The sequence below is a fragment of the Thermoproteus thermophilus genome (genome assembly GCF_055392855.1).
Window position 1 is genome coordinate 845885 of sequence record NZ_AP042466.1, and the last position, 25697, is coordinate 871581.

At 52.5% G+C, this 25697-nt stretch carries 31 protein-coding genes and 1 tRNA gene; 20 read left to right on the forward strand and 12 right to left on the reverse strand.

Features of this window, described 5'->3' with window-relative positions:
* Positions 1-14 precede the first annotated feature (14 nt).
* The 3 genes from fni to rpsB all read right to left on the reverse strand — a co-directional run bounded on the left by fni (position 15) and on the right by rpsB (position 2717).
* A complete protein-coding gene (gene fni / locus ACZ5PA_RS05045) occupies positions 15-1073 on the reverse strand; it encodes a type 2 isopentenyl-diphosphate Delta-isomerase (RefSeq protein ID WP_464931184.1) in 1059 nt (352 codons plus the stop codon).
* Positions 1070-1915: an AmmeMemoRadiSam system protein B gene (amrB, locus tag ACZ5PA_RS05050; RefSeq protein ID WP_464931185.1), complete on the reverse strand. Its 846-nt coding sequence runs from the start codon at positions 1913-1915 to the stop codon at positions 1070-1072. Before amrB ends, fni begins: the two co-directional genes overlap by 4 nt.
* A 166-nt stretch (positions 1916-2081) precedes the next feature.
* A complete protein-coding gene (gene rpsB, locus ACZ5PA_RS05055) occupies positions 2082-2717 on the reverse strand; it encodes a 30S ribosomal protein S2 (RefSeq protein ID WP_464931186.1) in 636 nt (211 codons plus the stop codon).
* A 114-nt stretch (positions 2718-2831) separates the two neighbouring features.
* On the opposite strand from rpsB, the gene ACZ5PA_RS05060 reads away from it, so the two are divergent.
* From ACZ5PA_RS05060 to glyA, 3 genes are read left to right on the forward strand one after another with little or no spacing between them, the layout of a single operon-like run.
* Positions 2832-3317 (forward strand): hypothetical protein, encoded by a 486-nt coding sequence (locus tag ACZ5PA_RS05060; RefSeq protein WP_464931187.1) that lies wholly within the window; start codon positions 2832-2834, stop codon positions 3315-3317.
* A 38-nt stretch (positions 3318-3355) separates the two neighbouring features.
* Positions 3356-4273, forward strand: a complete 918-nt coding sequence (locus tag ACZ5PA_RS05065) for an Mrp/NBP35 family ATP-binding protein (protein WP_464931188.1) — start codon at positions 3356-3358, stop codon at positions 4271-4273.
* A 35-nt stretch (positions 4274-4308) separates the two neighbouring features.
* A complete protein-coding gene (gene glyA / locus ACZ5PA_RS05070) occupies positions 4309-5610 on the forward strand; it encodes a serine hydroxymethyltransferase (protein WP_464931189.1) in 1302 nt (433 codons plus the stop codon).
* Here glyA and ACZ5PA_RS05075 read toward each other — a convergent pair.
* Both ACZ5PA_RS05075 and ACZ5PA_RS05080 read right to left on the reverse strand, forming a co-directional pair.
* A complete protein-coding gene (locus ACZ5PA_RS05075) occupies positions 5607-6386 on the reverse strand; it encodes an SDR family oxidoreductase (RefSeq protein ID WP_464931190.1) in 780 nt (259 codons plus the stop codon). The two genes, glyA and ACZ5PA_RS05075, sit on opposite strands and share 4 nt — an antisense overlap.
* A 2-nt stretch (positions 6387-6388) precedes the next feature.
* Entirely contained in the window at positions 6389-7306 is a 918-nt protein-coding gene (locus tag ACZ5PA_RS05080) for a hypothetical protein (protein WP_464931191.1), read from the reverse strand.
* Between the two features lie 39 nt (positions 7307-7345).
* Between ACZ5PA_RS05080 and cdd the strand changes: the two genes are divergently transcribed.
* Entirely contained in the window at positions 7346-7738 is a 393-nt protein-coding gene (cdd, locus tag ACZ5PA_RS05085; protein ID WP_464931192.1) for a cytidine deaminase, read from the forward strand.
* Here the strand turns inward: cdd and ACZ5PA_RS05090 are convergent.
* Entirely contained in the window at positions 7727-8461 is a 735-nt protein-coding gene (locus ACZ5PA_RS05090; protein ID WP_464931223.1) for a cyclic pyranopterin monophosphate synthase MoaC, read from the reverse strand. The genes cdd and ACZ5PA_RS05090 overlap by 12 nt on opposite strands.
* 71 nt (positions 8462-8532) lie before the next feature.
* On the opposite strand from ACZ5PA_RS05090, the gene ACZ5PA_RS05095 reads away from it, so the two are divergent.
* Positions 8533-8955, forward strand: coding sequence for a winged helix-turn-helix domain-containing protein (locus tag ACZ5PA_RS05095; protein ID WP_464931193.1), 423 nt, complete (start codon positions 8533-8535; stop codon positions 8953-8955).
* Here ACZ5PA_RS05095 and moaA read toward each other — a convergent pair.
* Positions 8940-9875, reverse strand: coding sequence for a GTP 3',8-cyclase MoaA (gene moaA, locus ACZ5PA_RS05100; RefSeq protein WP_464931224.1), 936 nt, complete (start codon positions 9873-9875; stop codon positions 8940-8942). The genes ACZ5PA_RS05095 and moaA overlap by 16 nt on opposite strands.
* Positions 9876-10601: 726 nt before the next feature.
* Between moaA and ACZ5PA_RS05105 the strand changes: the two genes are divergently transcribed.
* Complete coding sequence (locus tag ACZ5PA_RS05105; protein ID WP_464931194.1) at positions 10602-11450, forward strand: serine/threonine-protein kinase; 849 nt, start codon at positions 10602-10604, stop codon at positions 11448-11450.
* Positions 11451-11454: 4 nt separating this feature from the next.
* Entirely contained in the window at positions 11455-11910 is a 456-nt protein-coding gene (locus ACZ5PA_RS05110; RefSeq protein WP_464931195.1) for an FHA domain-containing protein, read from the forward strand.
* Here the strand turns inward: ACZ5PA_RS05110 and map are convergent, their stop codons facing one another.
* Positions 11911-12786 carry a type II methionyl aminopeptidase gene (map, locus tag ACZ5PA_RS05115; RefSeq protein ID WP_464931196.1) on the reverse strand — a complete coding sequence of 292 codons (876 nt, stop codon included), beginning with the start codon at positions 12784-12786 and terminating at the stop codon, positions 11911-11913.
* A gap of 167 nt (positions 12787-12953) precedes the next feature.
* Here map and dnaG point away from each other — a divergent pair, with 167 nt between their 5' ends.
* Positions 12954-14147, forward strand: a complete 1194-nt coding sequence (dnaG, locus tag ACZ5PA_RS05120; RefSeq protein ID WP_464931197.1) for a DNA primase DnaG — start codon at positions 12954-12956, stop codon at positions 14145-14147.
* Between the two features lie 47 nt (positions 14148-14194).
* Positions 14195-14307, forward strand: a tRNA-Thr gene (locus ACZ5PA_RS05125).
* Between the two features lie 113 nt (positions 14308-14420).
* On the opposite strand, the gene ACZ5PA_RS05130 is transcribed toward ACZ5PA_RS05125, so the two are convergent.
* Complete coding sequence (locus tag ACZ5PA_RS05130) at positions 14421-14879, reverse strand: PUA domain-containing protein (RefSeq protein WP_464931198.1); 459 nt, start codon at positions 14877-14879, stop codon at positions 14421-14423.
* 29 nt (positions 14880-14908) lie between these two features.
* Between ACZ5PA_RS05130 and ACZ5PA_RS05135 the strand changes: the two genes are divergently transcribed.
* Genes ACZ5PA_RS05135 through ACZ5PA_RS05150 form a run of 4 tightly spaced genes read left to right on the forward strand, consistent with a single transcriptional unit; the run spans position 14909 to position 17798 of the window.
* Positions 14909-15385: a multiprotein bridging factor aMBF1 gene (locus ACZ5PA_RS05135; protein ID WP_464931199.1), complete on the forward strand. Its 477-nt coding sequence runs from the start codon at positions 14909-14911 to the stop codon at positions 15383-15385.
* Positions 15378-16580 carry a GTPase HflX gene (hflX, locus tag ACZ5PA_RS05140; protein WP_464931200.1) on the forward strand — a complete coding sequence of 401 codons (1203 nt, stop codon included), beginning with the start codon at positions 15378-15380 and terminating at the stop codon, positions 16578-16580. The genes ACZ5PA_RS05135 and hflX overlap by 8 nt, the downstream gene beginning before the upstream one ends.
* Positions 16581-16609: 29 nt before the next feature.
* Entirely contained in the window at positions 16610-17113 is a 504-nt protein-coding gene (locus ACZ5PA_RS05145; protein WP_464931225.1) for a transcription factor, read from the forward strand.
* A complete protein-coding gene (locus tag ACZ5PA_RS05150; RefSeq protein WP_464931201.1) occupies positions 17097-17798 on the forward strand; it encodes a proteasome assembly chaperone family protein in 702 nt (233 codons plus the stop codon). The genes ACZ5PA_RS05145 and ACZ5PA_RS05150 overlap by 17 nt, the downstream gene beginning before the upstream one ends.
* On the opposite strand, the gene tgtA is transcribed toward ACZ5PA_RS05150, so the two are convergent.
* A complete protein-coding gene (gene tgtA, locus ACZ5PA_RS05155) occupies positions 17767-19296 on the reverse strand; it encodes a tRNA guanosine(15) transglycosylase TgtA (protein ID WP_464931202.1) in 1530 nt (509 codons plus the stop codon). The two genes, ACZ5PA_RS05150 and tgtA, sit on opposite strands and share 32 nt — an antisense overlap.
* Positions 19293-19721, reverse strand: a complete 429-nt coding sequence (locus ACZ5PA_RS05160) for an Lsm family RNA-binding protein (protein ID WP_464931203.1) — start codon at positions 19719-19721, stop codon at positions 19293-19295. Before ACZ5PA_RS05160 ends, tgtA begins: the two co-directional genes overlap by 4 nt.
* 161 nt (positions 19722-19882) lie before the next feature.
* Between ACZ5PA_RS05160 and ACZ5PA_RS05165 the strand changes: the two genes are divergently transcribed.
* The 4 genes from ACZ5PA_RS05165 (at position 19883) to ACZ5PA_RS05180 (ending at position 22333) form a co-directional block, all read left to right on the forward strand.
* Positions 19883-20215, forward strand: a complete 333-nt coding sequence (locus ACZ5PA_RS05165) for a DNA-directed RNA polymerase (protein ID WP_464931204.1) — start codon at positions 19883-19885, stop codon at positions 20213-20215.
* A gap of 66 nt (positions 20216-20281) precedes the next feature.
* Positions 20282-20770, forward strand: coding sequence for a TFIIB-type zinc ribbon-containing protein (locus ACZ5PA_RS05170; RefSeq protein ID WP_464931205.1), 489 nt, complete (start codon positions 20282-20284; stop codon positions 20768-20770).
* Positions 20752-21783 carry an ATPase, T2SS/T4P/T4SS family gene (locus tag ACZ5PA_RS05175; protein WP_464931206.1) on the forward strand — a complete coding sequence of 344 codons (1032 nt, stop codon included), beginning with the start codon at positions 20752-20754 and terminating at the stop codon, positions 21781-21783. The genes ACZ5PA_RS05170 and ACZ5PA_RS05175 overlap by 19 nt, the downstream gene beginning before the upstream one ends.
* A gap of 211 nt (positions 21784-21994) precedes the next feature.
* Positions 21995-22333: a hypothetical protein gene (locus ACZ5PA_RS05180; RefSeq protein WP_464931207.1), complete on the forward strand. Its 339-nt coding sequence runs from the start codon at positions 21995-21997 to the stop codon at positions 22331-22333.
* A gap of 9 nt (positions 22334-22342) precedes the next feature.
* Here the strand turns inward: ACZ5PA_RS05180 and thsB are convergent, their stop codons facing one another.
* Positions 22343-24019, reverse strand: coding sequence for a thermosome subunit beta (gene thsB, locus ACZ5PA_RS05185; protein ID WP_464931208.1), 1677 nt, complete (start codon positions 24017-24019; stop codon positions 22343-22345).
* 115 nt (positions 24020-24134) lie between these two features.
* On the opposite strand from thsB, the gene ACZ5PA_RS05190 reads away from it, so the two are divergent.
* The 3 genes from ACZ5PA_RS05190 to ACZ5PA_RS05200 are packed head-to-tail and all read left to right on the forward strand — an operon-like array spanning position 24135 to position 25679.
* Positions 24135-24365: a 30S ribosomal protein S17e gene (locus tag ACZ5PA_RS05190; RefSeq protein ID WP_464931209.1), complete on the forward strand. Its 231-nt coding sequence runs from the start codon at positions 24135-24137 to the stop codon at positions 24363-24365.
* Entirely contained in the window at positions 24362-25057 is a 696-nt protein-coding gene (locus ACZ5PA_RS05195) for an FKBP-type peptidyl-prolyl cis-trans isomerase (protein ID WP_464931210.1), read from the forward strand. Before ACZ5PA_RS05190 ends, ACZ5PA_RS05195 begins: the two co-directional genes overlap by 4 nt.
* Before the next feature lie 22 nt (positions 25058-25079).
* Entirely contained in the window at positions 25080-25679 is a 600-nt protein-coding gene (locus ACZ5PA_RS05200) for an archaeal proteasome endopeptidase complex subunit beta (RefSeq protein WP_464931211.1), read from the forward strand.
* Positions 25680-25697 lie beyond the last annotated feature (18 nt).

Here is a 25697-nt window from a genome sequence, read left to right on the forward strand (position 1 = left end):
GAAGTTTTTTAAGGCTAACATGTTATACCGCGTTGTCTCAGCCAGGACTCCAGCCTAGGCCCGAGCACTCTCGGGGCTTTCTTGAGCCCATCGATGTTCGCAGCGCCGACTAGGAACATGGCTATCCTCAGCTCTTGGCGTATTCTCGACAAGGCTTGCGCCGCTTTGTCCTCCAACGCTGCTTTCAAGAGCGGCTGAGACGCCGAGAAATAATCGGCGCCTAGGCTCAACGCCTTAGCCCCGTCGAGGCCGCTTCGTATACCGCCCGACGCTATGATGGGGCCCTTAAAGGCGCTTTTCGCCTCGCATATGGCCGCGGCTGTCGGGATGCCCCATGTCTTGAACTCGTCCGAGAGCTCGTACAGCTCCGGCCTCTCCTCCTTGGCCCTCAGCCCCTCTATGGCGACAAACGACGTGCCGCCGACGCCGGCCACGTCGACTATATCTGCAACGCCGTTTAAAAGCCCGGCGACCTCCATGGATATGCCGTTCCCCACCTCCTTGACTATAAGGGGGACCTTAAGCTCCTTCCTCAAGAGCCTCAGCTTGGCTAAGACGTTTCTGAAATAGGGCTCGCCCTCCGGCTGGAACACCTCCTGCGCCGGGTTCAAATGCACGGCCAACGCGGCCGCGTCTATCATCGCCACGGCCTCCTCGGCCCAGCGCAATAGCTGCTCGTCGGGCAGTCTGGATATCTGGGGGGCCCCCAGATTGGCTATCTTGGGCACCGAGGGCGCGTTTATCTTGACCACCTCGAAGCTACGCCTGGCCTCGGGCTTGACGATGCCTATGCGTTGCGAGCCCACATACATAGGCACTCTCAACTCCTCGGCGGCTTTGGCGAGCCTCGCGTTTATCTTCTCCGCCAGCTCGGTTCCGCCCGTCATGGCGCCGATTATAAACGGCATCGAGACCTCGTGCCCGAGGAAGACAGCCCTCGTCTCCACGTCGTCTAGGTCCAGCTCGGGCAACGCCTTGTGGATCAAGACTACCTCGTCCAGCCAGTTATCGCCTACTTGCGACTCCGGCGATGAGGCGAGGAATATGTGGTCGTTCTTCCGTTTATCGATCATGAGTAGAACAGAATACTGGCGTAGCCCACGGTCTCCTCCCTATAGCCGCTAGTGTCTCCAGACGTCGCGTGTTTTAACAACTTAGCCCTAAAGCCCAAGTCGGACGCGGCCTTCATCAAGGCCCCTATAGGCCCTATGCCGCACGCGGATATATCGTACTTGGACACGACTTCGAAGAACTTATCCACATCGCCCTTTATTATCTCCGATATGGCTATTTCGTCCTTCTTAGTCGTCACCTCGTGGTGCTCGTAGTGGTTCAAATCGCTACTGGCTATTATCACGATCCTCTTCTCGAAAGAGGACACCGCCTTCGCCAACGCGGCCCCCAGCTCCTTGGCCGTCGACGGCGTCTGGCGCCATAAGGCTATTGGCACTATCTTGACATCGCCGAAGAAGTACTGTATAAACGGCAAGTGGACCTCGATGGAGTGCTCCTTGTGGAACGCGTAGAAGTCGTCCTCCAAGGATTTGTATTGGGAGAGCAAGAACTCCGAAAGCTCCTCGTCTATCTCGAGAGACCCCAGCGGCGTCTCCCAGACCCCCGACTTCACCGTGGCGACGGGCGCTCCTATGCCGTAATGGTTCGGCCCCACGATAACCACGGTGTCGGGCTTGCCGTAGCCCTTAAGCGCCGCGTAGGCCCACGCAGCCACGGGGCCGGAGTACACGTAGCCCGCGTGGGGCGCCACCGCGCCCAGCGTTCGGGACCCCTCGGGGCTTAGCGATTCGGCCTTAGGGCCGAGCTCATGGCCTATTGACCACTCGATCTGCCGTAAGAGCTCCTCGCGGCTCGACGCGTAAAAGAGGCCGGCAACTGCGGGCTTCCTCACGCGCGCCATATCTCCCCATTCGCCTTTTTCGAGGCCCGTAAATGCGCCTCAAAGGACGCGCTCTGCCTCCCCTCGAGCTTTTTCTTCGCGTTTAACACCGCTGGAGTAGTCTATCTTATTTTTAAACGTTCTCGACATATAGGAGGGCTCACCGGCGCGAGCCTAGGCGGAGCGGCTACGACCTAGTCTCCACGAGCTTCGTCTCGAACTCCTCGGGCGGCACTGGGAGGTCTTGATCGGGCTTCAGCTCCCCTCTCTCCCTGAGCACTTGCCTCGCCAATATCCAGAATATGAGCGCGAGGCTCCTCCTCCCCTTGTTGTTGCAGGGGATCATGAGGTCTATGAACTGATGCGGCGTGTCTGTGTCGACTAAAGCGACGACGGGTATGCCCATTATAGCCGCCTCCCTCACGGCTTGAGAGTCCAGCTTGGGGTCCACTACCATCAAAAGGTCGATCTCCATGTACTCGGGGAGATAGGGGTTCGTCAATATACCCGGCGTGAACCTCCCCGCTATGTGCTTACAGCCGACGTATTTACAGAACATCTCTATCGGCTTGAAGCCGTACGGCCTCGTGGTGTGGACCAACACCTTCTCCGGGCTGTACCTAGCTATGAACCTGGCCGCTATCCTCAACCTCTCGTCGATTTTCCTTATGTCGAATATCCTCAAGCCGTCGGGCCTCACGGCGTAGATGAACCCCAATCTCTCTAGGTATTTATTCGACATCTTAGTGCCGAGCCTAATGCCTGAGGACAAGTACCTCTCCAACGGGACTAAGTATTCGTAGCTCTCTCCGCCCTCGCTCATCAAAGCGGCAGATAGGCCTCTTTTTATATTTTCCTCAGAACCCAGATTTCTCTTCATCGCTCCGCGATGACGGGCCTACCTCACCGCGTTAAATAAAAAGCGTATAATAAATACGTGTGCGAGGAGCTGGCTCAGCTAGTCGAATGGCTCTACCAGAACTATTCGGCGCCTCTGGGGCTGTACCGCCCCTATGCTGCGTCGCTGGACGGACTCGTCGTAGCCGGCCTACATTTCGACAAGAGCTCGCCAATAACGGGCGGGATACCCGTCGGCGTGGCCCTCTACGGGCTGGGCGACCGTGCCGCGGCTTATTGTAGCGTCCCGATACCTTGCCGAGCCGGAGACGATAGGGCGGCCTTGGGCGATTTCGCTAAGTCGGAGGTCGGGCCGGTAACAGCCGATTTGCCTCTGGCGAGGGAGCTAGGGCTGAGGGCGTTGTGCCTCGACGGGAACGTTGCCTTGACCGTTGACGTCGAGTGCGATGGCCTATACGACAAGATCCCTCTCTTCGTGATCGCTTGCGGCCTCTTGAACAAATGGGCGCGTTTCGGCGGCGACATCGTCCGCGAATTCGAGAAAATAGCTCGTCGTGTGTTATAGAGGGATAAGATATAACTTACACTCGATAGAGGTGTCGTATGAGTATAAAGGTCAATATACGAGGCGGCGCGGCCGCTCCTGGCTCGCTCGCCGACTATTTAAAGAGCGTGAAGGTGAAGCTGGTCACTATATCGGGAAAAGGCGGCGTCGGCAAATCGTTGGTCACCGCTGCAGTTGCCTTAGGCTTCGCCCTACGCGGCTATAAAGTAGGCATCTTAGACGGCGATATATACGGGCCGACTATACCCAAGCTGTTAGGCGTCACAGGCCAATCGCTTTACGTGGACTCTAAGACCGGTAAGATAATCCCTGTGTCGGGGCCTTTCGGGGTTAAAGTCGTCTCGATAGATTTCATGTTGCCGGGCGACGACACCGCCGTCATCTGGAGGGCGCCTCTGATCAATCAAGCCTTGAGGGACTTCATATCCCAAGTCGATTGGGGGCAACTCGACCTCTTGATGGTGGACTTGCCGCCCGGCACTGGCGACGCGCCGTTGACCATAGCCCAGAGCCTTCAAGGAGGCATAGACGGCAGTATAGTAGTCACGATACCCTCCGAGATCTCGCGCAGAATAGTCATCAAGGCGATAGACTTCTCGCGCAAGGTCCAGATACCCGTTGCCGGCATCGTGGAGAATATGTGTTGTTTCGTCTGCCCCGATAACGGCAAAACGTATTACATATTCGGCGAGGGCGCCGGGAGGAGGATAGCCGAAAAGGCCGGCGTGCCGTTCCTCGGCCAGATACCCATGGACCCGGCGCTTTCTAAACATCTAGACGAGGGGAGGTTGCACGAGTTCTTGTCTGCCGAGAGCAACACCAGCAAGCACATCATGTCGATAGTAGACGCCTTGGCCTCCAAATACGCCGAGAAGCTCAAACAAGAGGTGCGCGAGGAGAAGCCCAAGAGGATCTCCCTCATGAAGTTGCCCGGCGAGGACGAGGAGGAGCAGTAGCGCGCAACATCTTAAAATAGTGGGACTTTAGCCATATGGCCCAGTACCCTGAGGATCTCGCAAGAGTCATCGATCTGCTCCTGGAACACAACGAGTGGAGGCGTAGGCTCTCGGTGAACTTAATAGCAGCGGAGAACGTTATGTCGCCCTTGGCGGAGCTGTTGTACCTCAACGACATAATGGGGCGATACGCCGAGGGGACCGTGGGCCGTAGGTATTACAGAGGCACGAAATACGTGGACTTGCTGGAGGAGGTCCTCTCCAGGGGCTTCGCCGAGGTGCTTAACGCTAAGTACGTAGACGTCAGGCCCATCTCGGGCACCATAGCGAACTTAGCCGCGTTCTACGGCCTTGCGCCCGAGGGCGGCGTCATAGCCTCGTTGCCCACTAGGGCGGGCGGCCACATAAGCCATAACCAAGTCGGCGGCCCCAGAGCGCTTAAGTTCAAGGTGTTGGAATTACCTTGGGACCCCGACGCCTTCAACATCGACGTGGACAAGGCACGTAGGATAGTCGAGGAGAACAAGCCGAATATCATAGTCTTGGGCGCTTCGCTTTATCTTTTCCCCCATCCGATCAAGGAGATGTCCGAGGTGGCGCACTCGGTGGGCTCTTATCTGGTACACGACTCGGCGCACGTCTTGGGCCTAATAATCGGGGGCAAGTTCCCGAACCCCTTGAACGAGGGCGCCGACGTGACCACCTCGTCCACGCACAAGACCTTCCCGGGGCCGCAAGGAGGGCTCATAGCGTCGTCGCTCGAGGGCGAGGTCAACGAGTCCATATCCAGAGGGGTTTTCCCCGTGTTCACGTCGAATTACCACATGCATAGATATGCCTCGACGTATGTGACGTTGGTCGAAATGAAGCATTTCGGGGCCCAGTACGCGGAGCAGATCGTCAGGAACGCCAAGGCGCTCGCCGAGGCGCTACACGCCAATGGCTTCGAGGTGGTGGCGGAGCATTTGGGGTTCACTAGGACGCACCAAGTGGCCGTAGACGTGTCGAAGCTAGGAGGGGGCGAGCGGGTCTCCGAGCTGCTGGAGAGGGCTAATATTATAGTCAACAAGAACATGTTGCCCTGGGACAAAAGCGCGGTGAAGCCCAGCGGTATAAGGCTAGGGGTCCAAGAGGCGACTAGATGGGGCATGCGCGAGGACGACATGGTCGAGATAGCCGGCTTCTTCAAGGAGTTGTTGTTGGACGGCCACGAGCCGGAGCACGTGCGTAGGAAAGTCGTGGAGTTCAGGAGCCAGTTCTTGGAGGTCCGCTACGGCTACACGGCTGACAGAGAACTCGCGCAAAAACTACTAGGGGGCCTCGGCATTCGGCTCTAGAGGCACTGGACGTAGCCGCCGTCTATGCCTATCAACGAGCCGGTTATGTAACTAGCTTTATCCGAGGCCAAGAAGGCCACTAGCTCGCCGATCTCCTCCGGCTTAGCCATACGGCCGAGCGGTATCTCGCCGGCCATGGCCTTGAGCACGTCCTCCAACGGCTTCCCCTCGCGGATCGCCCTATCCCTCGCCACCTCCAACACTCTCTCGGTCTCCACATATCCTTGAAGGACCGCGTTGACCAGGATATTGTACGGGGCTAGTTGATACGCCAGCGTCTTGACCAGACCCGCTATGGATAGACGTATTACGTTGGACAAAGTCAAGTTCGGGAGCGGCCTCTTGAGCGTAAGCGACGTTATATAGATTATACGACCGCTCCTCTTGGCGATCATGTAGGGTAACGCGTCCTTGGTGAGCCAGACGGCGCTCATTAACAACAACTTAACCGCGTAGTCCCAATCGTCCTCGGTGAGTTCCAAAAACGTGCCAGGCTTCGGCGGTCCTGTGTTGTACACCAACACGTCTATATTGCCGAAGGACTTGACGGCCGTCTCCACTATCTTGGCGACGTCGGCCCTCTTGGTCAAATCTGCTTGGACCGGCACCACCTCCGCGCCTGTCTCAGACTTTATTTCTAGGGCGGTCTTAGAAAGCCTTTCGAAATCCCTCGAGGCTATGACCAAATTGGCCCCCTCTCTCGCCAGAACTTTGGCCACGCCCTTGCCTATACCTCTGCTGGCCGCTGTGACTATTGCTGTCTTTCCCTTCAACATATTCATTTAACTTCTATGAAAATATATTTCTTGCAGACCTCTCTGATAGGACACTCCTCGCACTTGAGCTTCGCGCAGTAGTTCTTGCCTATGTAGTAAGCCCCTCTTTCATAAGCTATGGGGTCCCCGCTCAAATGCGCAACGGATCTGACTAAGCCGCGGACGGATCTTATGCGCACTCTTACATCCCCGCAACGTCCGCCGCGACTGGCGCAGATCAACGTCTTGGCTATTCTCTGCTTTAGTTTATCCACAGTAGGCGATTTCACGTCCTCGAAGGCGCCGCTACGTAAGGTCACTAGTGTTGTATAAAAATCACCATGAATTTTATATTTTTTAATTTCTTGTTTATTATAAGCTATTTTATATGCTAAAGGTATATTATTTTTATCTATAAATAATCGTAGAAAGAGCTTCACCCCCCGATCGACGGAATTGCCGCCGCTATTTTGGAACACGTATTTCCTGACCTCTTCTTCGAACTCCTCCAGTCTTTTCTGCTTCACTATCCATACATATATACCTTTTTTATATTCTAAATAATTTAGTATCCTAATTATATTATTTACAAAATTACCTATATTATCTAGTTTTTTATCAAATATTTTTTCAATAAGCGATCGCAACCTACCCGCCGAGATCTCGCCGAGTCCTTCGTATTCGCGCGAAAACGCCTCGAGGATCTCCTCGGTCCTCGCACCTCCATATCCTACTAAATATGCTAATATAGTTATATATTTAATAATTTCATTAATATCTTTTATATTTGATAAATTATTTATAATAGTTGAAATATCTGAGTTCTTATAGGCCTCTATTATCGACCTTATCTGGACCGCCGTATACTTTAAGCCCTTGGGCATAGTGGCGAGCACTCTGTCCTCTACGCTCAATCCGGTCCTCACTACGGCCTCCCTCACCGCTTCGGCCACTGAAAGCTTCTTTTCCCTTAAATTTTTATGGAGAGGCTCATCGAGGCGGCTCGGGAGGCCTTGAAAAACGCCTATGCTCCCTACTCCAAGTTCCGCGTGGGGGCCGCCGTTCTGACGAGAGACGGCAAGATTTACACGGGCGCCAACGTCGAGAACGCGAGCTTCGGCTTGACCATTTGCGCAGAGAGGGTGGCCGTTTTCAAGGCGGTATCCGAGGGCGATAGGGATATACAAGCAGTGGCAATCGTGGCGGAGTCGGAAGAGCCCATCGCGCCGTGCGGAGCTTGTAGGCAAGTCATAGCCGAGTTCAACCCAAACGCCGTTATAATAATGGCGACCGCCGACGGCAGGAAGGTCGTCACAGCCAACTTGAAGGATCTTCTGCCCTCGCCTTTCAGAGGCGATGTGCTAAAGCCCTAACTCTATATACGTATAGGGGTATTGCCCCTTTTCGTCCTTCTCGTACTTCTTTACCATATCCCATATGGTTAACAACGCCGAGCCGGCCGCGAACAACGCCTCCAAGCTCGGCGAGATGTCCCTAGCCTTCAAGACCACCTCCACGCCGACCGAGTCGCCGCCGATTTCCACGTTGCTGTTAACGTACTCTAGCTTCACGCACTCTGTGGGCAACAACTCGCAGAGCCTCTTAGCGTTGAGGGGGGCCACGACGCGCGCAGCGCATATGGGATCCCCCTTTTCGACACGGCCTGATTTTATGGGCTCCGTCGAGCGTAAATGTATGTAGCCCACCGATCTAACTATGTAGCCCAGATCGGGTCTAGACACCTTGACGGCCCCCCGGGGCTCCTCCAGTTCGCGGCCTTCGCCCTTGAGCTTTAGATCAACGCGCAACCTCTTCAAAGACGTGGCTCCGGCGGCTATCGACCCGACCAATGCGCCGAACAGCGCGTCCATCTCCACCCCCGTCTTCCACACGGTCGAGGCCCTCGCCTCGACTCTAGAGCCTCCGCACGAGGCCGACGCGGATAAGGGCACTGGGTGTAGTAACGGTATATATTGGTACGCGCGCTTGACGGCGATCGCGGCCGCGGCCGCACAGCTCTTGGAGTCCTCGACTTGGGCTTCGGCAGACGCCACCGCGTATCTCCACACGTCCTCCTTGGCGGATATGTCGACCATCACAGTGTTCTGTCCGCCTCTAATAGAAAAGCATTAGCACATAAACTAAATAACGATGGCCGATTTAGTCTGTGCCTAATGACGTCAAGGTGAAATACAGGATCTGGGTCGAGTGGAACGGCAACCAGATAATCGGGCCGGGCATATACGACATATTGAAAGCAATTAACGAAACCGGCTCGATAGCCTCTGCGGCTAGGAAATTGGGTTTTTCCTATAAATTTATATGGACCTATCTCAAGAAATTAGAAGATATATTGCAAGTGCCTTTGGTCCAATCTAGAAGGGGCGGGCGGGAGAGGGGCATGACCGAGTTGACCGAGGTTGGACAGCTCTTGTTGAAATATTACGAGGAGATAAACGCAGAGATAAACAGGCTCATCCCCTCTTGGGAGAGCAAATTCCAAGAGGTGATAAACTCGCTGGATAAATACAAGACCGCCGAAAGCGAAGAGGAGGGCGAGGGAGAATTGCCCTTCTACAGCGAGGAGTAGGAGAGCTTAAAGGTGGGTTCTCTTATGCGGACCACTCGGGACACCGCGTCGTAGACGCCCTCGGCGTCGCGTTTTTTGATTACGTCGTAGAGATCGGCCGCAGGCTCCTTGTATAGACAAGGCTTGAGCTTCCCATCGCTGGTCAACCTCATAGTAGTACAGCCGGCGCAGAAATATGGGTTATTCCAGTTCTTGACCACCTCTACGTCGACGCCGGCCAGCCTCAACACGGGCCTGTTGTGGAGGTCCTTTCTGGTATACGCCGGCTTGGCGCCCAGCGCTTCTAAGATCGACACGACGTCGTCCGCGGGCGCGTATAGATCCTTGAATGCTCTGCTCCCCGCGCCGACGGGCATCAGCTCTATTAATTGTATAGATGTTCCAAGAGATGCGGCCAACTTGACCAACGACTTCAAGGAGTCCCTATCGTCGTTTATCCCCCTTAGTAGGACCGCGTTGAGCTTGACCTTCATGCCGGCATCTACAGCAGCCGCCGCGCCGCGTATCACCTTCTTGAACCACTCCCTCGGGACTCCTGTGATCTTGGAGAACTTCTCGGGATCGGCCGAGTGCAACGACACGTTGACGCGCTTAAGGCCCGCGTCGGCTAGCTCCTTGGCCAATTCGGCCAACCTGAAGCCGTTAGTGGTCATGGAGATCTCCACGTCGTGTCTGTTCATACTCCTCACGATATCGACTATATCGCTTCTGAGGAGCGGCTCGCCGCCTGTTATCTTATAGTCCCTTACGCCTATCTTAGACAACACGTCGACTAGGAAGCCGTAATCGGAGGCGTCCAACAAACGCCCGATGCCCCTAGCTTGTCCCTCAAAATGGCAAAAAATACACGAGAAGTTACATACGTCGTTAACTACCGCCCTGAGCTTCAGGAAGGGCCTTCCATATCTGTCGACTAACACCAAGGGACATTGACGATACGAGTTTTTATGTAAACGTGTAGTACACGTATACTTTAAAGACCTTGGAGAAGAAAACGCCAAATGCTCCTATCGTCGTTGGCCTTGGCCTATCAAGTCAGGAAAATTGCGTCTAAGCTTACCGTCCCCGCCTTGGCTCTGCTATCGATAATATTCGTACAATCATATCTTCTAAATAGTATTATTGATGATATTTTTTATACATTAATTTTATCAATAATATTAACGAGAATTATCATAGGGAGATATGTCATGCTGTTCCGGATATCCCTTTACGCAGCGATAGTGGTTAAGATGGTCTTTGACGTAGATCTTTTTATACTTGAAAAATATACAATAATTAATATTTTAATAGATTCGATAATTATATTTATAAGTATAATTATATTTGAATTATATGAATATGGATATTATAAAATTGATAAGGTTAAAGATATAGCAGTGCCTGGGCTTATATCTATGGCCGTCCAAGGCCCCTATCTCTTCACATTGCCTATACTACAAGGCTTCATGTTCGCCGTATTTGACCTTTCAGCGCAGGTATACGGACCTCTTGTATTTTTATCATATATATTTAATTATTTTATATTGAATAAAATCTTTAATATTAATTATAATTTTATTTTTATTTTTATAAATTTATTTTTATTTCTTATTACATTTCTTTTATTCAACAGACGAATAGCCTTCAGATCGCCGACACCGCCCGTGGGCTGGCTCAATTCATGGCTCGGAGGCAAGTACTACGTCGAGGACATCGTGGGGGTGGGCGGATTCAGCTACGTGTTGAGGGTATCCTCAGGCAAACAGAGGTTCGCAGCCAAGGTGCTCAGGTACGCTGACGATAGGGGGAACCCCCTCGCCTCCAGCTGGGATGTTATAAAGATATTTGGACAAGAGATGAACAGATATCTGGAAATCCAGTCCGAGCACGTAGTGCGCGCCTACGAGGTCTCCATACCGTCGGCCGAGTACAGATCACTAAGTGATTACATGAGACGTCCGCCGTATATGATACTGGAGTACATGGAGGGCGGCTCCTTGAGGGAGTACTTGGTCGAGAAGAAGACTCTATCACTAAATGAATTCTATAGAATTTTTATACAGATAATAAAAGGAATATACGATATTCATAAAAATAATCTTATACATTTAGATATAAAACCAGAAAATATAATGTTTAAAGATATGGGGAGAAACATAGTCAAGATAGGGGATCTCGGGATAGCGAAGTTGGCGGTGGGCAAGGCCGTCGCTACGTCGTATCTATCGCCAGCATACGCCGCGCCGGAGACTCTGTACGAACAGAGTGCCTCCAAGGCCTCGGACATCTACGCATTGGGCTGCGTGATGTACGAGAGCTTAACGGGGATCAACCCTCAAGCCTTCGTGCTCAACGGCTACGAGGTGCCCCCTCCCGACAGGTATAGGCCCGATATCCCCGCTTGGTTGTCCGGCTTGATAATGTCCATGCTCTCCCCGAAGCCCGAGGCCAGACCCTCCATCGATTACGTGTTGCAGACGTTCGAAAGATATATAGCCGAGGAGGCCCTCTAGGCGAATGCCGTGGAGGTGCCCTGTCTGCAACACCGAGAACACCGACGACGTAGACGTCTGCAGGATATGCGGAGCGTATAGGCCTACGGCCGCAACGGTTAGCATATCGGAGAGCCGTCCCGCCATCCCGACGTATTACAGAAGCATCACCATAGAGGTCCTCGAGTCCTCCGTGAAGGGCCTAGTGGGGTCGACCAAGACCATAGACTTGACCGTGGCGAGGGGCGTGATCACTATCGGACGAGCGCTCGACAACCACTTCGTGATCCCGGACCCGTCGGTCTCCCGCAGGCACTTGAGGGTCGTGGTATCGTCGGAGGGCCTAGTCCTCGAGGATTTGGGCAGCACCAACGGGACGTATCTATTGCCCGAGGGGAGGAGGATAAACGTCGCGAGGGCCGGGGAGGAGGCCACGGTGAGGCTGGGGAACTCCGTGATAAGGCTGACCTTGAAGAAATAGTCACAACAACTCGAGAGTCTTCGCCAGAGGGCGGACGCCCCCCTCTTCCACCACGAACGTGTCCTCGAACTGGGATACAAGGCCGCCCCCCTCTTCCACCAACACCTCGTAGCCGTACAAGACGCCCTCGGCCATTGCCTCCTTGTAGAACGAGTCGGGCACCTCGGGGAACCACCTCGGGGCGAACGGCAGATTTCCCGAACGTCGATATATAATCTCTACGTACTTCTGGTGCCTCTTCGACTTAGCTCTTAACAGCCTATATATCGTGATGCTCCCGCCATCTACGACGTAGCCCCTTCCGTTGGTCGCGAAGGGCTCCACCGCATACACGTCCCCGACCTTAAGGGCTTGCGATGCCGATTTGTCCGGGTAGTTGGGGATCACGTCGCCTGCGTGTAGGTTATAGCGCTCTATTCTGTGTCCGGTCAGGTTATATATAGGCCTGTATCCAAAGGCCCTTATAGCCCCCTCTATTGCCTCCCCGATCTGCCAAGCCTTGATGCCGGGCCTCGCGACCTCGTAGGCCCTCTTAAGGGCGTTGTAGGAGGCCTTCACTAGTCCGTCGTAGGCGTTGCTCCCCAGCGAGACCGTAACTGCGGCGTCTACTATATATCCGTCCTTGTGGGCCCCTACGTCTATCTTGACTATGGCGTTCTTGGGGATTCTCAACTCATCGCCTTTTCTAGCCGTGTAGTGCGCCGCCACGTTGTTAATGCCTATGTTGACCGGAAAGGCGGGATTTGCTCCTTGAGAAGTTATAAAGCCCTCTATCTCCTCGCATAGCTCCAGGACGGGCATATCGGGATGTATTATATCCAAGGCGCGCTTTAGCGCCTTGTGGACGACCTCGCCGGCCTCTATGAGCTCTCTCATGGTAGACGTCCTCCGATGAACATATATAAGATTTTATTCCATAATATTAAATCTAAATTAATTATTTTTATTATTATTACTATAATTTTTATTTATAATTAAAAGAAACATTGAGGTTTTAGATATAGGAACACAAACAATTTAAAGGATTCGTGCTAAGGGCTCACATGGGAGCCTTAACCATAGTCTCCAAGTACCTAATAGTGGCACAGATAGAGGTGAATGGAGCTGTGGACAAATCGGATATCATAGGCGCTTTGTTCTCGCAGACCGAGGGGCTGTTGGGCAAGGACATGGACCTCAGAGAGTTGCAGATAATGGGCCGTATAGGCAGGATCGAGATAGACATATTGGAAAAAGACGGCCGCACAAAGGCGCGCATCAATATCCCCTCGAACTTGGACAGATACGAGACTGCGTTAGTCGCCGCGCTCATAGAGAGCGTGGAGAGAGTAGGCCCATATCCCGCGAGCGTTAAAATAGTGGAGATAAGGGATCTCAGAGAGGAGAAACGCAATAGGATCGTGGAGAGGGCCAAGGAGCTCATAAAAATGCTCGAGGAGGAGGTCTTGCCAGACACGAAGGAGATCCTGGAGAAGCTGAAGGAGGACGTGGCCAAGGCAGAGATAATCGAGTACGGGCCCGAGAAACTACCGGCAGGGCCCGACGTGGATAAATCGGACCACATAATCATCGTGGAGGGCCGCGCCGACGTTGTCAACCTCGTCAAACACGGTTACCGCAACGTGATAGCTATAGAGGGCATAAGCCAAGGCATCCCGCAGACCATAGTGGAGCTCAGCAAGAAGAAGACCGTGACGGCGTTCGTGGACGGCGATAAGGGCGGCGAGCTCGTCTTGAGGGACTTGCTGAAGGTAGCGCACGTCGATTACGTGGCGCGGGCCCCTCCGGGCAAAGAAGTGGAGCAGTTGACCGCGAAGGAGATAGCCAGGGCGTTGAGGAACAAGCTCTCCGTGGAGGAGTACTTGGCCCAACAGAAGGCTCAGGAACAGCAACAACCCCAGCAGGCGGAGCAGAAAGCTGAAGTGCCGAAATCGACTCAAGCGCTGCCCGATTTCCTCAAGGGCAAAATAGACGAGATGTTGGGCACCTTGGAGGCGGAACTATACGACGAAAAGTGGAGCCCCATTAAGAGGCTCGCGGTGAGGGAGTTGCCCGACTTCTTGACGTCTACTGAGGGCAATATACACGCTATATTGATGGACGGCATAGCGACCCAGCGGATAGTCGACCTAGCCGCTAGGAGGGGCGTCAAGTACATAATAGCGGCCAGGATCGGTCCGATAACCAAAGCGCCTGAGGACATGAACATCATATCTTTCGACGAAGTGAAGGGCTGAGGCGGCCGACGGCGTAAAATTAAAAAGCGTTTGTTCGGGCTCTCGTAGCCCCGGTGGCTTAGCCCGGTAGAGCGCCCGCCTTGTAGGGCAAGGCCCAATAAAGCGGGAGGTCCCGGTCGGCGCTAGGCCGGGGGAGGTTCGAATCCCGGCCGGGGCTCCACTTGATCGTTCTAAAGGCGGCATCGTGGACGTCATCATAGCGGTCGGTAGCGGGACGGCGGCTACGAGGTGTCGGTATAGGCCGAACGCCCTCGAGCAACGGACCTCGTGGCATTACGCCGTCTTTTGCGCCTCGTCGATCGATCGAACCGCCGCCCTGGGCTTCACGGCATAGCCTCTGCCCAACGTGAACTCCCTGGGGCTATACACCAGCCTCCCAATCGCCACAGGTCTGCCTTCCTCGTCCACCACGAGGACCTCCGAGTAGGCCCTCGCGTCGCTGGAACACGCCTTGATGAACTTAGCCGGCACGCTGCGTCCTTGGGCCGCGAACTTGGCGGCCTCGCCGTCGACCACTACGTAGGGGGCTCGCAAGAAATGCGCTGCCTCGGCCAGAGGCAGCAGATATCCGTCCGTGTTCCTGAAGGCGAATATGGCTTTCCCTTTATAATAAATATATTTTATTCTATTAGCTTTATTATATTTTACTATTATTTCATTTTTATTTATATTAATATTTTTATATCCATAAATATATGTCAATAAGCCATAGGCGTGCTCTTCGGGCGTCATGCTTTTAATGGCGTATTTAACTGGTATTAATGCAATATTGCGATATCTGCGGAGCCCCCATAGAGGGGCAACCGTACGTGATAAAGCTGGACAACGCCGTCCTACATGTATGTAAGCGCTGCGCGACGTCGTACGGGGCCGCTCCCGCGTCGCAACAACCGCAGAGGAGGGCGGAGCCGCCTAGGCGGCCTGTAGCGCAGAGGCCCCAAAGGACGCAGGCGGATAGATATGAGGTAATAGAGGAGTACGCCGAGGTGATAAGAAGGGCCAGGGAGTCCTTAGGCATCAGCAGAGAGGCCCTTGCGTCCTACATAGGGGTCAAGGAGAGCGTATTGAGGCGTGTGGAGAGCGGCCAGCTAGTGCCGGACGTGCAACTGGCCAGGAAGCTGGAGAGGGCCCTCGGCGTGAAGTTGTTGGTCCCCGCACAACAAGGCGAGGCGGCGGGGAGCGCGCCTCCCAGGAAGGAGCTCACGCTCGGCGACGTGGCCGAGGTCAGAGATGAGTAATAAAGCCTTATTGGCCTATGTCGGCCCTAAGGACAAGCGGTTGGGCAAGAGGCTCGCCGAGTTCGAAGCGTTGGCCGAGGTGGCCGGCTACGAGCCCGTCGGCTTTGTGACGCAGTTCAGCGACCAGGACTCCCGCTTTTATCTAGGAAAGGGTAAGCTCGAGGAGATAACGAAGATGGATTTCGACGTCTTTATAGCGTACCACAGCCTGACGCCTCTGCAGTTCTACAACTTGAGGAGAAGGCTGAACGTCGAGGTGATGGACAGAGTCCTTCTGATCTTGAGGATATTCGAGAGGAGGGCCGGCAGCTTGGAGTCGAAGCTCCAGATAGAACTGGCCTCGCTCAAGTACAGATTACCCACTGTTAAGGAGTATCTGAGGAGGGCTAAGATGGGGGAGCAGATAGGCTATATGGGAGCCGGCGAATACGCCGTGGACGCGTACTATAGGCATATGATGAACCGGATATCACAGATAAAGAGGAGGTTGGACAAACTAAGAGAGAACAGAGCCGCGCTCATGAGGAAACGGAAGGACCTCGGAATCCCCGAGGTGGTGTTGACAGGCTACACGAGCGTGGGCAAAACTACTTTGTTCAACAAGCTGACGGCCGAGCGCAAATACGTCGACGGCAAGCCCTTCGCGACCCTCGACACGTACACCAGGCGGATAAGCTTGTGGGGCAAGGAGATGGTGTTGACGGACACGATAGGCTTCATAGAGGATCTGCCGCCCGTGTTGATAGAGTCGTTCTACTCGACGCTTCAAGAAGTCGCAGACGCCGACTTGATACTCCTGCTCGTCGACGCGTCCGACGAGCTAGACGAATTCGACAGAGAGCTCCGGACGTCTCTGGAAGTGCTCTCCACGCTCGGCGTCTACAAAGAGCGCGTGCTCCCCGTCTTGAGCAAAGTAGACAAGGTGTCCATGCTAGAGGTGGCGCGCAAGGCCCTCGTAATTAGGAGGCATTTCGACTTGTTCGTCCCCGTGTCGGCGGTCACGGGGTTCGGGATCGACACGTTGAAATTGCTCTTGTTCTGGAAGACTCCGGGATACGCCATCTACGAGGCGAGGCCGCCTGCGGGCGGGCTAGTGCTGGACGGCAAGTCGTATCTGCCCGTGAAGATAAGCGAAGTGGGGAGATTCGAGGCCGCGGCTTTTGATTTATATACTGAGCTGAGGAGGGTCTTGTGAGCGAGGAGAGGCTAAACGCGTATCTCGTAATGGTCGAGCGGAGCGTCTCCTTCGAGTTCAACAGCCCCGAGTACGGCAAGCTCGCTAAAAAGATAGTTGAGCTGTTGTACTCCAGAAAGGAGCAGCTCTCCGATGACAGGATCGCCATTATGTTGAACCTCTCCACGGCCGAGGCTAGGAGGATACTTCAATTCCTCTCTAGGAACAACATGATAGGGGTCATTAAGTCGACGACGCCCGACTACCGCACCGAGTATTCTTGGTACGTCGACGACGCCGTGATAGCCAACGCGATAAAGAAGAGGATAGAGCTGGTCTCGAACAAGCTGGGGTTTCTAATCAGGGCCTTGACAGAGGGCACCTACTACGTCTGCCCTAACTGCTATAGGCGTTACTCGTTGGACGAGGAGCTGGCGTACAACGGCGTATGTCCTATATGTAAAGTTCAACTTATTTATATAAATAATATAGATGAAATAAATAAGATAACTAAAGTAATAGAAAAACTAGAGAGATATGAAAGTAATATTTAATGTAATTAAGCCATTCCCTAAGGAGATCTTCGTGGCGGGGTTCCACGGCGTAGGGCTAGTGGGCCACATAGCGGTCAAGCACTTGTCGAGATACTGCGAGATCGTGGGGTATGTCAAGTACAAGAAAATGCCGCCGATTGTGGCTTACGAGGGCGATAGGCTAGCGCTACAATCGGAGATATTCTCGTGCGGAAAAGTGGCGGGCGTCGTCAACAACTACGGCCTAGTGGACGAGGTCGTCTACGACTTCGTCGAGGCCTTGTCTAACTGGGTGGTGAGGAGCGGCTTCAAGTTGGCCGTGTTGTTCGGAGGGTTGGACGGCAGATTCAGGCGAGAGCCCGGCGATCTTCTAAGAGTGGCCTACACATCGTCGTATCGAAAACTGGGATATCCGCTAGAGGGGAAGAGGCTGGAGCAAGGCCTACAAATAGTGGGCCCGCTCGGGCTCCTTTTGTCCCATTTCGAGATGAGCGGCTTCCCCGCGTTGGTAATACTGCCATATGCCGATAGGCCGGCGGATCCCCAAGCCGCGAGCGTAGCTCTCGAACACTTCGGGAAGCTCTTCGGCGTGCGCGTGGACACCTCCGACCTCAGACAACTCGCCGAGGCGCTCGAGAGGGAATACGCCGAAGTTAGACGCCAATTAGAACAAGCTAGGAGGGAGGAGTCCCATTATTATATATAATATAATTTACAATTCTCTCTATATCTTCTAATTTATTAACATTAATAATATTTTTGCTATTCATATAAAATTTATAACTAATAATAAATTTATAATTTTTTTGAAGAAAAGCCACGTCGTCGTATACCGCCTCGAGGCCGCCCCACGATTCGTGTTGGGACAGGGGATACACCTCGGCCACTTCCTCCGGCACTACGCCGAATATGTCGTCAATGAAATATATATGTACATATTTTCTATTATTTTTTAATAATTTATTTAAATAGATATATTCCCAAGATTTATTATAGGGTTTAAAATCAACTTTTAGTAAAATAGCTATAGGCCTCTCGGGAGGTCTATAAAAATGCTTGAGCCTCGCCCTATGCCTATAGGGCTCCGGCCTCGAACTCGACGTATCGCCGAAGAATAACAAGCCGCTGGGCTCCGGATGCGTCACGGGGTCGTACTCCTCCAAGAGTTTCACGTATCTCCTCATGAGCTGTAGCGCGTTATAAAGCGATCTGTGAGCTCTGGCCTTCTCCTCTAAGTATTCCCACAACGTCCCCTCGTAAATCCTCTGTTTTATCTCCAACAACTCCTCTCTGAGCATCGCCAAGTTGTGCTCCGCGATTAGGCTAGTCCTCTCCATCTTGGACATCTCCCTTATCTCCTCAACCGGCGTGTTGCAGAGCTTTGTGCTACAAGGCAAGTAGTCCGTCTTCACCTCGTCCAATCTAATCGTCCTATCCCTCAACATTATCCTATCGTCTCTGGCGTACAGGATATAAGAGGCGCTGTCGAAGAGATCGACGCCCGCTGCGACCGCGAAGGGCAAAATCAAGGGGTGGCCGGCGCCGAATAGGTGCAACGGGGCCTCCCTATTCACGTGTAGCTTGACCGTGAGCACCATCTCCAAGATCTCGTCGAATCTGTACTCCTCCAACAAAGTTGTGGGGCTACCCACGGCGAATATGTCGAAGGGCATAGACGACATCCGCCTCGCCGAGCGGATCAACAAGTCCTTATGCGTTCCGCCTTGGATGGGCCCCACGAGGAGCATGCCGCCCAGCTCCTCGCGCATCTTGACGGCCACTAACGCCCTCCTCAAGGTCTCCTCGACTTTCAAAGACGCCGAGAAGTAGGACTCCTCGGAATCTATGGGGAGGTCCAACATTACGCCTATATCGCTGCCTATTAGGGCCTGGTATCTGAGTATCTCCTCGGGCTCTACGTCTATTACGCCGTATCGCATGAGCTGGTATGCTCCAGAGTCGGTCATGAGCACGCCGCTCCACCCCAATACGTCCTTGATGTTGATAGGCCTTTTATACATACTATAAATAAAGAATGAATTTGTTATAATATTTTTAAAATAATTTGAGATTATAGATAAAGATAATTCTTGTTTTTTAGGATCCACTACTGGGAATATAGTAGGGGTTTCCAAAACGCCGGACTTAGTGTACAGCCTCCCGACTCTGCCGAGGAGGTCCTTGGCGGCTATCTCGAAGCTCATTCAACGCGTTGCCTCTTCGCGAACTCCTCGTATATCTGCCTAACCCTCTCGGCCAACGGCCCCGACCCCTCTATGCCTATCTCGCTGACTCTGACCTTATCGCCTATGAGCACGATGTTGGACTCCTCGACGTACTTCACCATTCCGGGGAAGTACTTCTCGGCGTATTTAGCGAACCCCCTGAGGTCGAACCCCTTCTCGACAGAATTTATATATATAATATATCGAGAGAAAAGTATTGATTTCGAGAATTTATTACCAGATTTTGTAATTACATTAAGAAGAATTATATTTAATTGGCTATCAACCGCGTGGAGCACCCCTCTGTACTCGTCGCCATTGCTGAGGCCAACGAACACCTCCTTTCCTATTAAGTTGTTTATCTCGGCAACGAACCGCTTGTTGGCCTCCGCTAGGACCGACACGGCTCCTATAAATCCTTAGTTTTTAAAGCTTTTATTCATATAACTAACTTAATATCTCATTAAATATCTATTTTAAAATTAATTATATTAATTGTAATTTTAATAAAAATATAATAGATAAAAGACATTTAAAATTTATATTTTCAGCAATTCGACCGCTTATGTTGTTCAGGGAAGTAGTCGTCGATGTGGCCGACCTCGAGGAGCCGTTGAAGAGGATAACGCTAGAGGGCGACGTAAAGGCCGAGATCGAACTCCCCTTGACGCTTTTAAATATAAATTTAAACAAAAATAATAAATTAATTATTAATATAGATAGAAATAAAGAAAATGATTATAAAGATAAATATGATATATACATGTGGGGATTACTTTATAATAAAAATAATAATTTAACATATATATCTATTGGCGGCTTAATATTTAAAATATATATTGATTTACCATTTAATATTGGAGATAAACTATATATCGGCATTAAGGTTACTTCCTAGGCGCCCCCTCCGTCCATTACTAAAGAGCTACATAGCAAGTTTATTCCTTATTCCTAGACCCAGCTCATGGAGTGTCCTTATTGTGGTTCGTCCAGGATAACTGTCTCGGCCGGTGAGTACGTCTGCGCCGAGTGCGGCAGCGTGATAGGCCCCGTGCTCTACGCGCCGCTTCAGAAGATACGGTTAGACGATCGAATAAAAAAGGCTTCTCTAAAAATACTGTTATATAAATTGAATAATGAGACTATTAATAACGTTAAAGTTAAAATAAATCTAAAAGAAAAGATAAGAGGATATATCGAAGAGCTCCACAGAGACCTCGAGGCGCCCAGTTACGTCCTCGCGGAGGCCGTCATGGTCCTCGACCTTATAAACAAGAGGAGGATCCAGGGCAAGAACCCGAGAGTCCTCGCCGCCACGATATTCTACCTAGTCGCGAACAAACACGGGCTGTCCTACGACAAGGATCTCATAGCTAAAAGGTTGGGCGTCAGTAAATTGAGCATAAGGGACACGGCCACCTACCTCAGGAAGCTATGCAAGGAGTTGCGTTGAACGGGCTAGTAAGGTTGCTCGAACTGGGGCATATAGACGAGGCGGATCTGCTCCACGAACACAAGGACGAAATAGCGAAGTTGATCGGGAGGGTCTATTCGAGGGACGTCGAGAGCACGATAGAGCTTAGGTACGAGCTTTATCGTCGTTTGTTCGGGGACGACGATAGGGCGTTTTTCCATCTGCTCGATTCGCTGGACATTTCAGAATTATATAATTTTCTAATAAATAAAAATATTGAAGATATTATATTAATACCTGGAAAATTTATTTATATTAATACTAAAAATGGTAAATTTATAACGAAGACGCCGGCCTCGTCGAGGCTGGTCAACCGTTTTTTGCAAATAGCTAGAGCTAAGGGGCGTACGTTATCGACCTCCAACCCGTCGTTCAGATACGGGCTACGGCTAGGCCCCCTCAAGATTAGAGTCTCGGTGGATCTGCCGCCCGCGGTCCCTACGCCGCATATCTACTTAAGAATTCACAGAGGCGTTGCGACGTTGGATAAGCTGGTGGCTGAGGGGTTCATAGACGCTGAAAAGGCCGAGGCCTTGCGCAGAGAAGTGGTCGAGGGGCGGAGGGACCTAGTAGTCGCGGGCCCGCCAGGCAGCGGGAAGACGACGTTGTTGCAAGCGGTGGACCTCGAAATCCCGCCGCAACTCTTGAGGGTCTACATAGACGAGGCGGATGAATTTCCGGATATTCCATATTACACTCAAATAAAAATTAATAGTACAAATAAATTAAAAGAAATTTTTACGTCAATGAATAGAAATATAGATATATTTATAATAGGAGAGCTCCAGTATCCGGAACACTTTCAGGCGTATGCAGCGGCGAGGAGCATAGGCTTGCAGAGCCTGGCCACCATGCACGCCTCGAGCGCAGAGAAGGCGTTGCGCAGGCTCGAGCAGTTCGGGATAGTTTTAGAGGACATAGTAATAGTGCAAATAAAGAAAATATATAAAAATAAAATAATTAGAAAAGTCGAAAATATATATGTTAGATGAATTAATAAATATAAAAATTAAAAAAATATTGGAAAAAGAGTACGGAAGATTCGTTCTCGTCAACGGGGCGTTGTTATTGCTGGGCTTATTGCTCCTAGGACTTTCCTTTATTTTTTCAAATAATTTAATATATATTGCTTTGATAATTCATATAATATACTTATATTTATTCAAAATAAATATTTCTAGACTTAGTAGGAAGACTAAGAACTTGTTGAGCAACGCGTCGCGTTTGAAGGAGTTCAGAGAGTACCTCTCCAGGAATATTGACGAATACTTGCCCGAAGACCTCGGTTATATTAAACTATTGGAGGAGAGGGCCGAGGTATTGTCAGATATAGAACACTCAGAGCGTAAGAGGGTCGACGCGTCGCGGGGCCTATACAAGAACGAGTTAAGCGCCATTAAGGCGCGCATCTTGACTTCGTCGATAGCCGGGTTGGCGTCAGGGGCCGTTATGTTGTTCATAGTACCAATTAATCTAATAATAAAAATTATTTACCTGATTCTTATTGTAATAATAATTTATTATATTAGGATATCCCTATAAAAAGGTAATTTAATCGAACTTAGTTTCGCCCTTGCCCTCTTCCTCCTCCTTTTTCTCGCCCTTGCCCTCCTTCTCTTTCTCGAGCTTAGAGGCCGCTATGATCTCGTCTATGCGCAAGATCATCGAGGCGGCCTCGACGGCCACCTTGAAGGCGTTGACCTTCACCGAGAGCGGCTCTATTAAGCCGAGCGCCACCATGTCGACTACCTTGCCTTGGTACACGTCGAGGCCGTACTTCCAGCCGTCGGCTAGCTCGTGTTTGTGCCTCAGCTCGGTGAGCACGTCGACGGCGTCGAGGCCGGCGTTTTCGGCCAAGGCCTTGGGTATGGCCTCCAGCGCGTCGGCGAAGGCCTCTATGGCGTATTGCTCCCTGCCTCCCACCTTGGTGGCGAACGCCCTGACGGCCCTAGCGGCCTCGATCTCAGGCGCGCCTCCAGCGGGTAGTATGAACGGCTCCTCCACGACGTCGGCGACTACCGAGAGCGCATCGTCGAGGTTCCTCTCGGCCTCGTCCACTAGCCTCTCGAAGCCGCCTCTGATCAGTATCGACACGGCCCTCGGGTTCTTACACTGCTCCACGAACACCATCTTCTCGTCGCCCACACGCCTCTCCTCCACCAGTCCGGCGAAGCCGAGGTCGGCCTCGGTTAAGTCCTCGATGCTGGTGACCAGCCTAGCGCCGGTGGCCCTGACCAGCTTCTCGATGTCCGAGCGCTTGACGCGCCTCACGGCGAGTATTCCGGCCTTGGCTAAGTAGTACTGGGCTATGTCGTCGATGCCCTTAGTGGTGAAGAGGACGTTGACGCCGGCGGCCTTGAGCTTGTCCACGTAGCCCTTCAGTATGGTCTCCTCCTCCTCAAGGAATGCCCTCATCTGCGTCGGGTCGTTGATGCGGATTTCGGCGTCTATCTCGGGCTTCTCCACCTCCAGAGGCGCGTCGAGCAACGCTATCTTAGCATTGACCACGCGCTTGGGCATAGCCGGGTGGACGACCTCCTTGTCGACCACGATGCCGTACACCAGCTGGGTGTCCAGCAGAGAGCCGCCGTGTTTCTTGACGAGCTGCACGTTGTCGAGATCGGCGACCCACCTATCGCCTCTCTGTTCGGCTATCTGGAGTATGGCCTTCACTGCGAGATCCGCGAAGTAGTCCTTGACGGTCTCCGAGATCTTGCCGCCCATGGCCGTCATCGCGATTTTCTTCAGCGTATCGGCATCTGTGCGGTTAACTGGCACGGCTATCTTCCTCAAGTGCTCGACGGCCACGTCCAGCGCTTTCTTGAAGCCGGAGACCACCACTGTCGGGTGGATGTTCTTCTCGAGTAGCTTCTCGGCCTCGTCGAGCAACGCGCCGGCCAAGACCACGGCGGTCGTGGTGCCGTCGCCGGCCTCCTCCTCTTGGGACTTAGATATCTCCACCAACAGCTTGGCTATGGGGTGTTGGACGTCCATTTCGTCTAATATAGTCGCGCCGTCGTTGGTGATCGTTATATCGCCTAGCGAATCTATCAACATTTTGTCCATGCCCTTAGGGCCAAGCGTCGTGCGGAGCACCTCGGCGACAGCCCTCGCGATCATTATGTTCAGCCTCATAGCCTCCTTTCCGAAAGCGCGTTGGGTCCCCTCCTTGAATATCAATACAGGGACTCCTCCTATCTGTGTCAAGTACGCTGTTTGCGAGCTCATGCGTTTACGAATTTCGCGTATATAAAAACTTTTCCCCACTCGGCGATCCGCCCGCGCGATCTACAAGAGCCGATCTCGGCGTAAGTGTTTTTAAAACACGATTTTGTGGCCCCCAATGGGTCGAGTGAAGCCGCGTTACATAAAGTCACTAGCGGTCAAGTTGTTGGAGATGTACCCCGATAGGTTCACCGAGAGCTTCGAGGAAAATAAGAGGGCCGTGGCGGAGCTAGCCGATTTACAGAGCAAGGCCGTCAGGAACAAGGTGGCAGGCTACATAACGAGGCTCGTGAAGGCCAAGAGGGCGGGCCAGCAGCAAGGGCAAGAAATCGGCGTGGCGTCGCCATGACGTTGAACAAAGGGGATTACATACTATTCGACTACACTGTCATAGTCAAGGACGACAACAAGGTCGTCGAGACGACGAACGAGGCCACGGCCAAGGAGGCCGGCGTGTATAGGCCTGAGGAGATCTACGAGCCTCGATTGATAATACTCGGCGAGACTAAGCTCTGGGAGCCACTGGAGGCCGCTTTGCTTAACGCCGACGAGGGCAAGGACGTCGAGGTCGAGATACCGCCGGAGAAGGCCTACGGCCAAAGGGATCCCAACAAGATACGGGTCATTTCGATAAGGGAGTTCCACAGACACGGCGTCATCCCCCGCGTAGACGACGTCGTGGAGATCGAGGGCAACCGGGCCAGGGTCATCTCGATATCCGGCGGCAGGGTCACCCTGGACTTCAACCACCCGTTGGCCGGCAAGACCTTGATAGTGAGGGGGAGGATCGTGAAGAAGCTGGCTACGAACGAGGAGAAGATAGCGTATATCATAAAGCAGTATATGCCGCGCATCCCCCTCGACAAGATCTCCGTGTCCTTGGCCCAAGACGGATCCGAGATACACGTGAAGCTCCCCGCCGAGGTTTTGTTGTACGAGAAAGTAGGCAATATACTTCTGCAAATAGCATCGGATCTAGGTAGCAGATTCGAGGGGTTGAAGAGGGTGAGTTTTTCCGAGGAGGTGGAGCTCAAGAGATAAAAAGAGGGCATCCGGCTGGTCCATGACCACTACAGTGGGCATAAAAGCGCGCGACGGAGTGGTCTTGGCCACCGATAAGAGGGTCACGGCCGGCTACTACATAGCCCATAAACGCGGCGAGAAGATCTGGAAAATAGACGAACACGTAGCCGCGACGATGAGCGGGGGCGTCGCCGATCTGCAAGGCCTATTGAACGTGTTGACGATATTAGCGAGGGATTACAAGATGGAGCATAAAAGGCCTATCCCGGTCAAGACGTTGGTCAACTACGCCTCGTTGTTGTTGTTTTATTCAAGGCCTATGATATACATAGTGCATTCGATATTCGGCGGTTTCGACGACGAGGGCCCCCAGCTCTTCATGTTGGACTGGCTCGGCAGCTTCAGCGAGGAGCGATACGTGTCGACGGGGAGCGGATCCCCCTATGCCATGGGCGTTCTGGAGGTGGGGTATCGCGATGATTTGAGCGTCGACGAGGCCGTCAAGTTGGCCGAAAACGCCGTCAAGGCCGCCATGCGCAATGACCCAGGCTCCGGCGAGGGCGTAGACATCGTGGTGATAACTAAGGAGGGGTTCAAGCGGGTGTTCTCGGCTAGGCAGAGGGTTGTCGTGGCCGAATAAGATATAAGGCCTAGACAA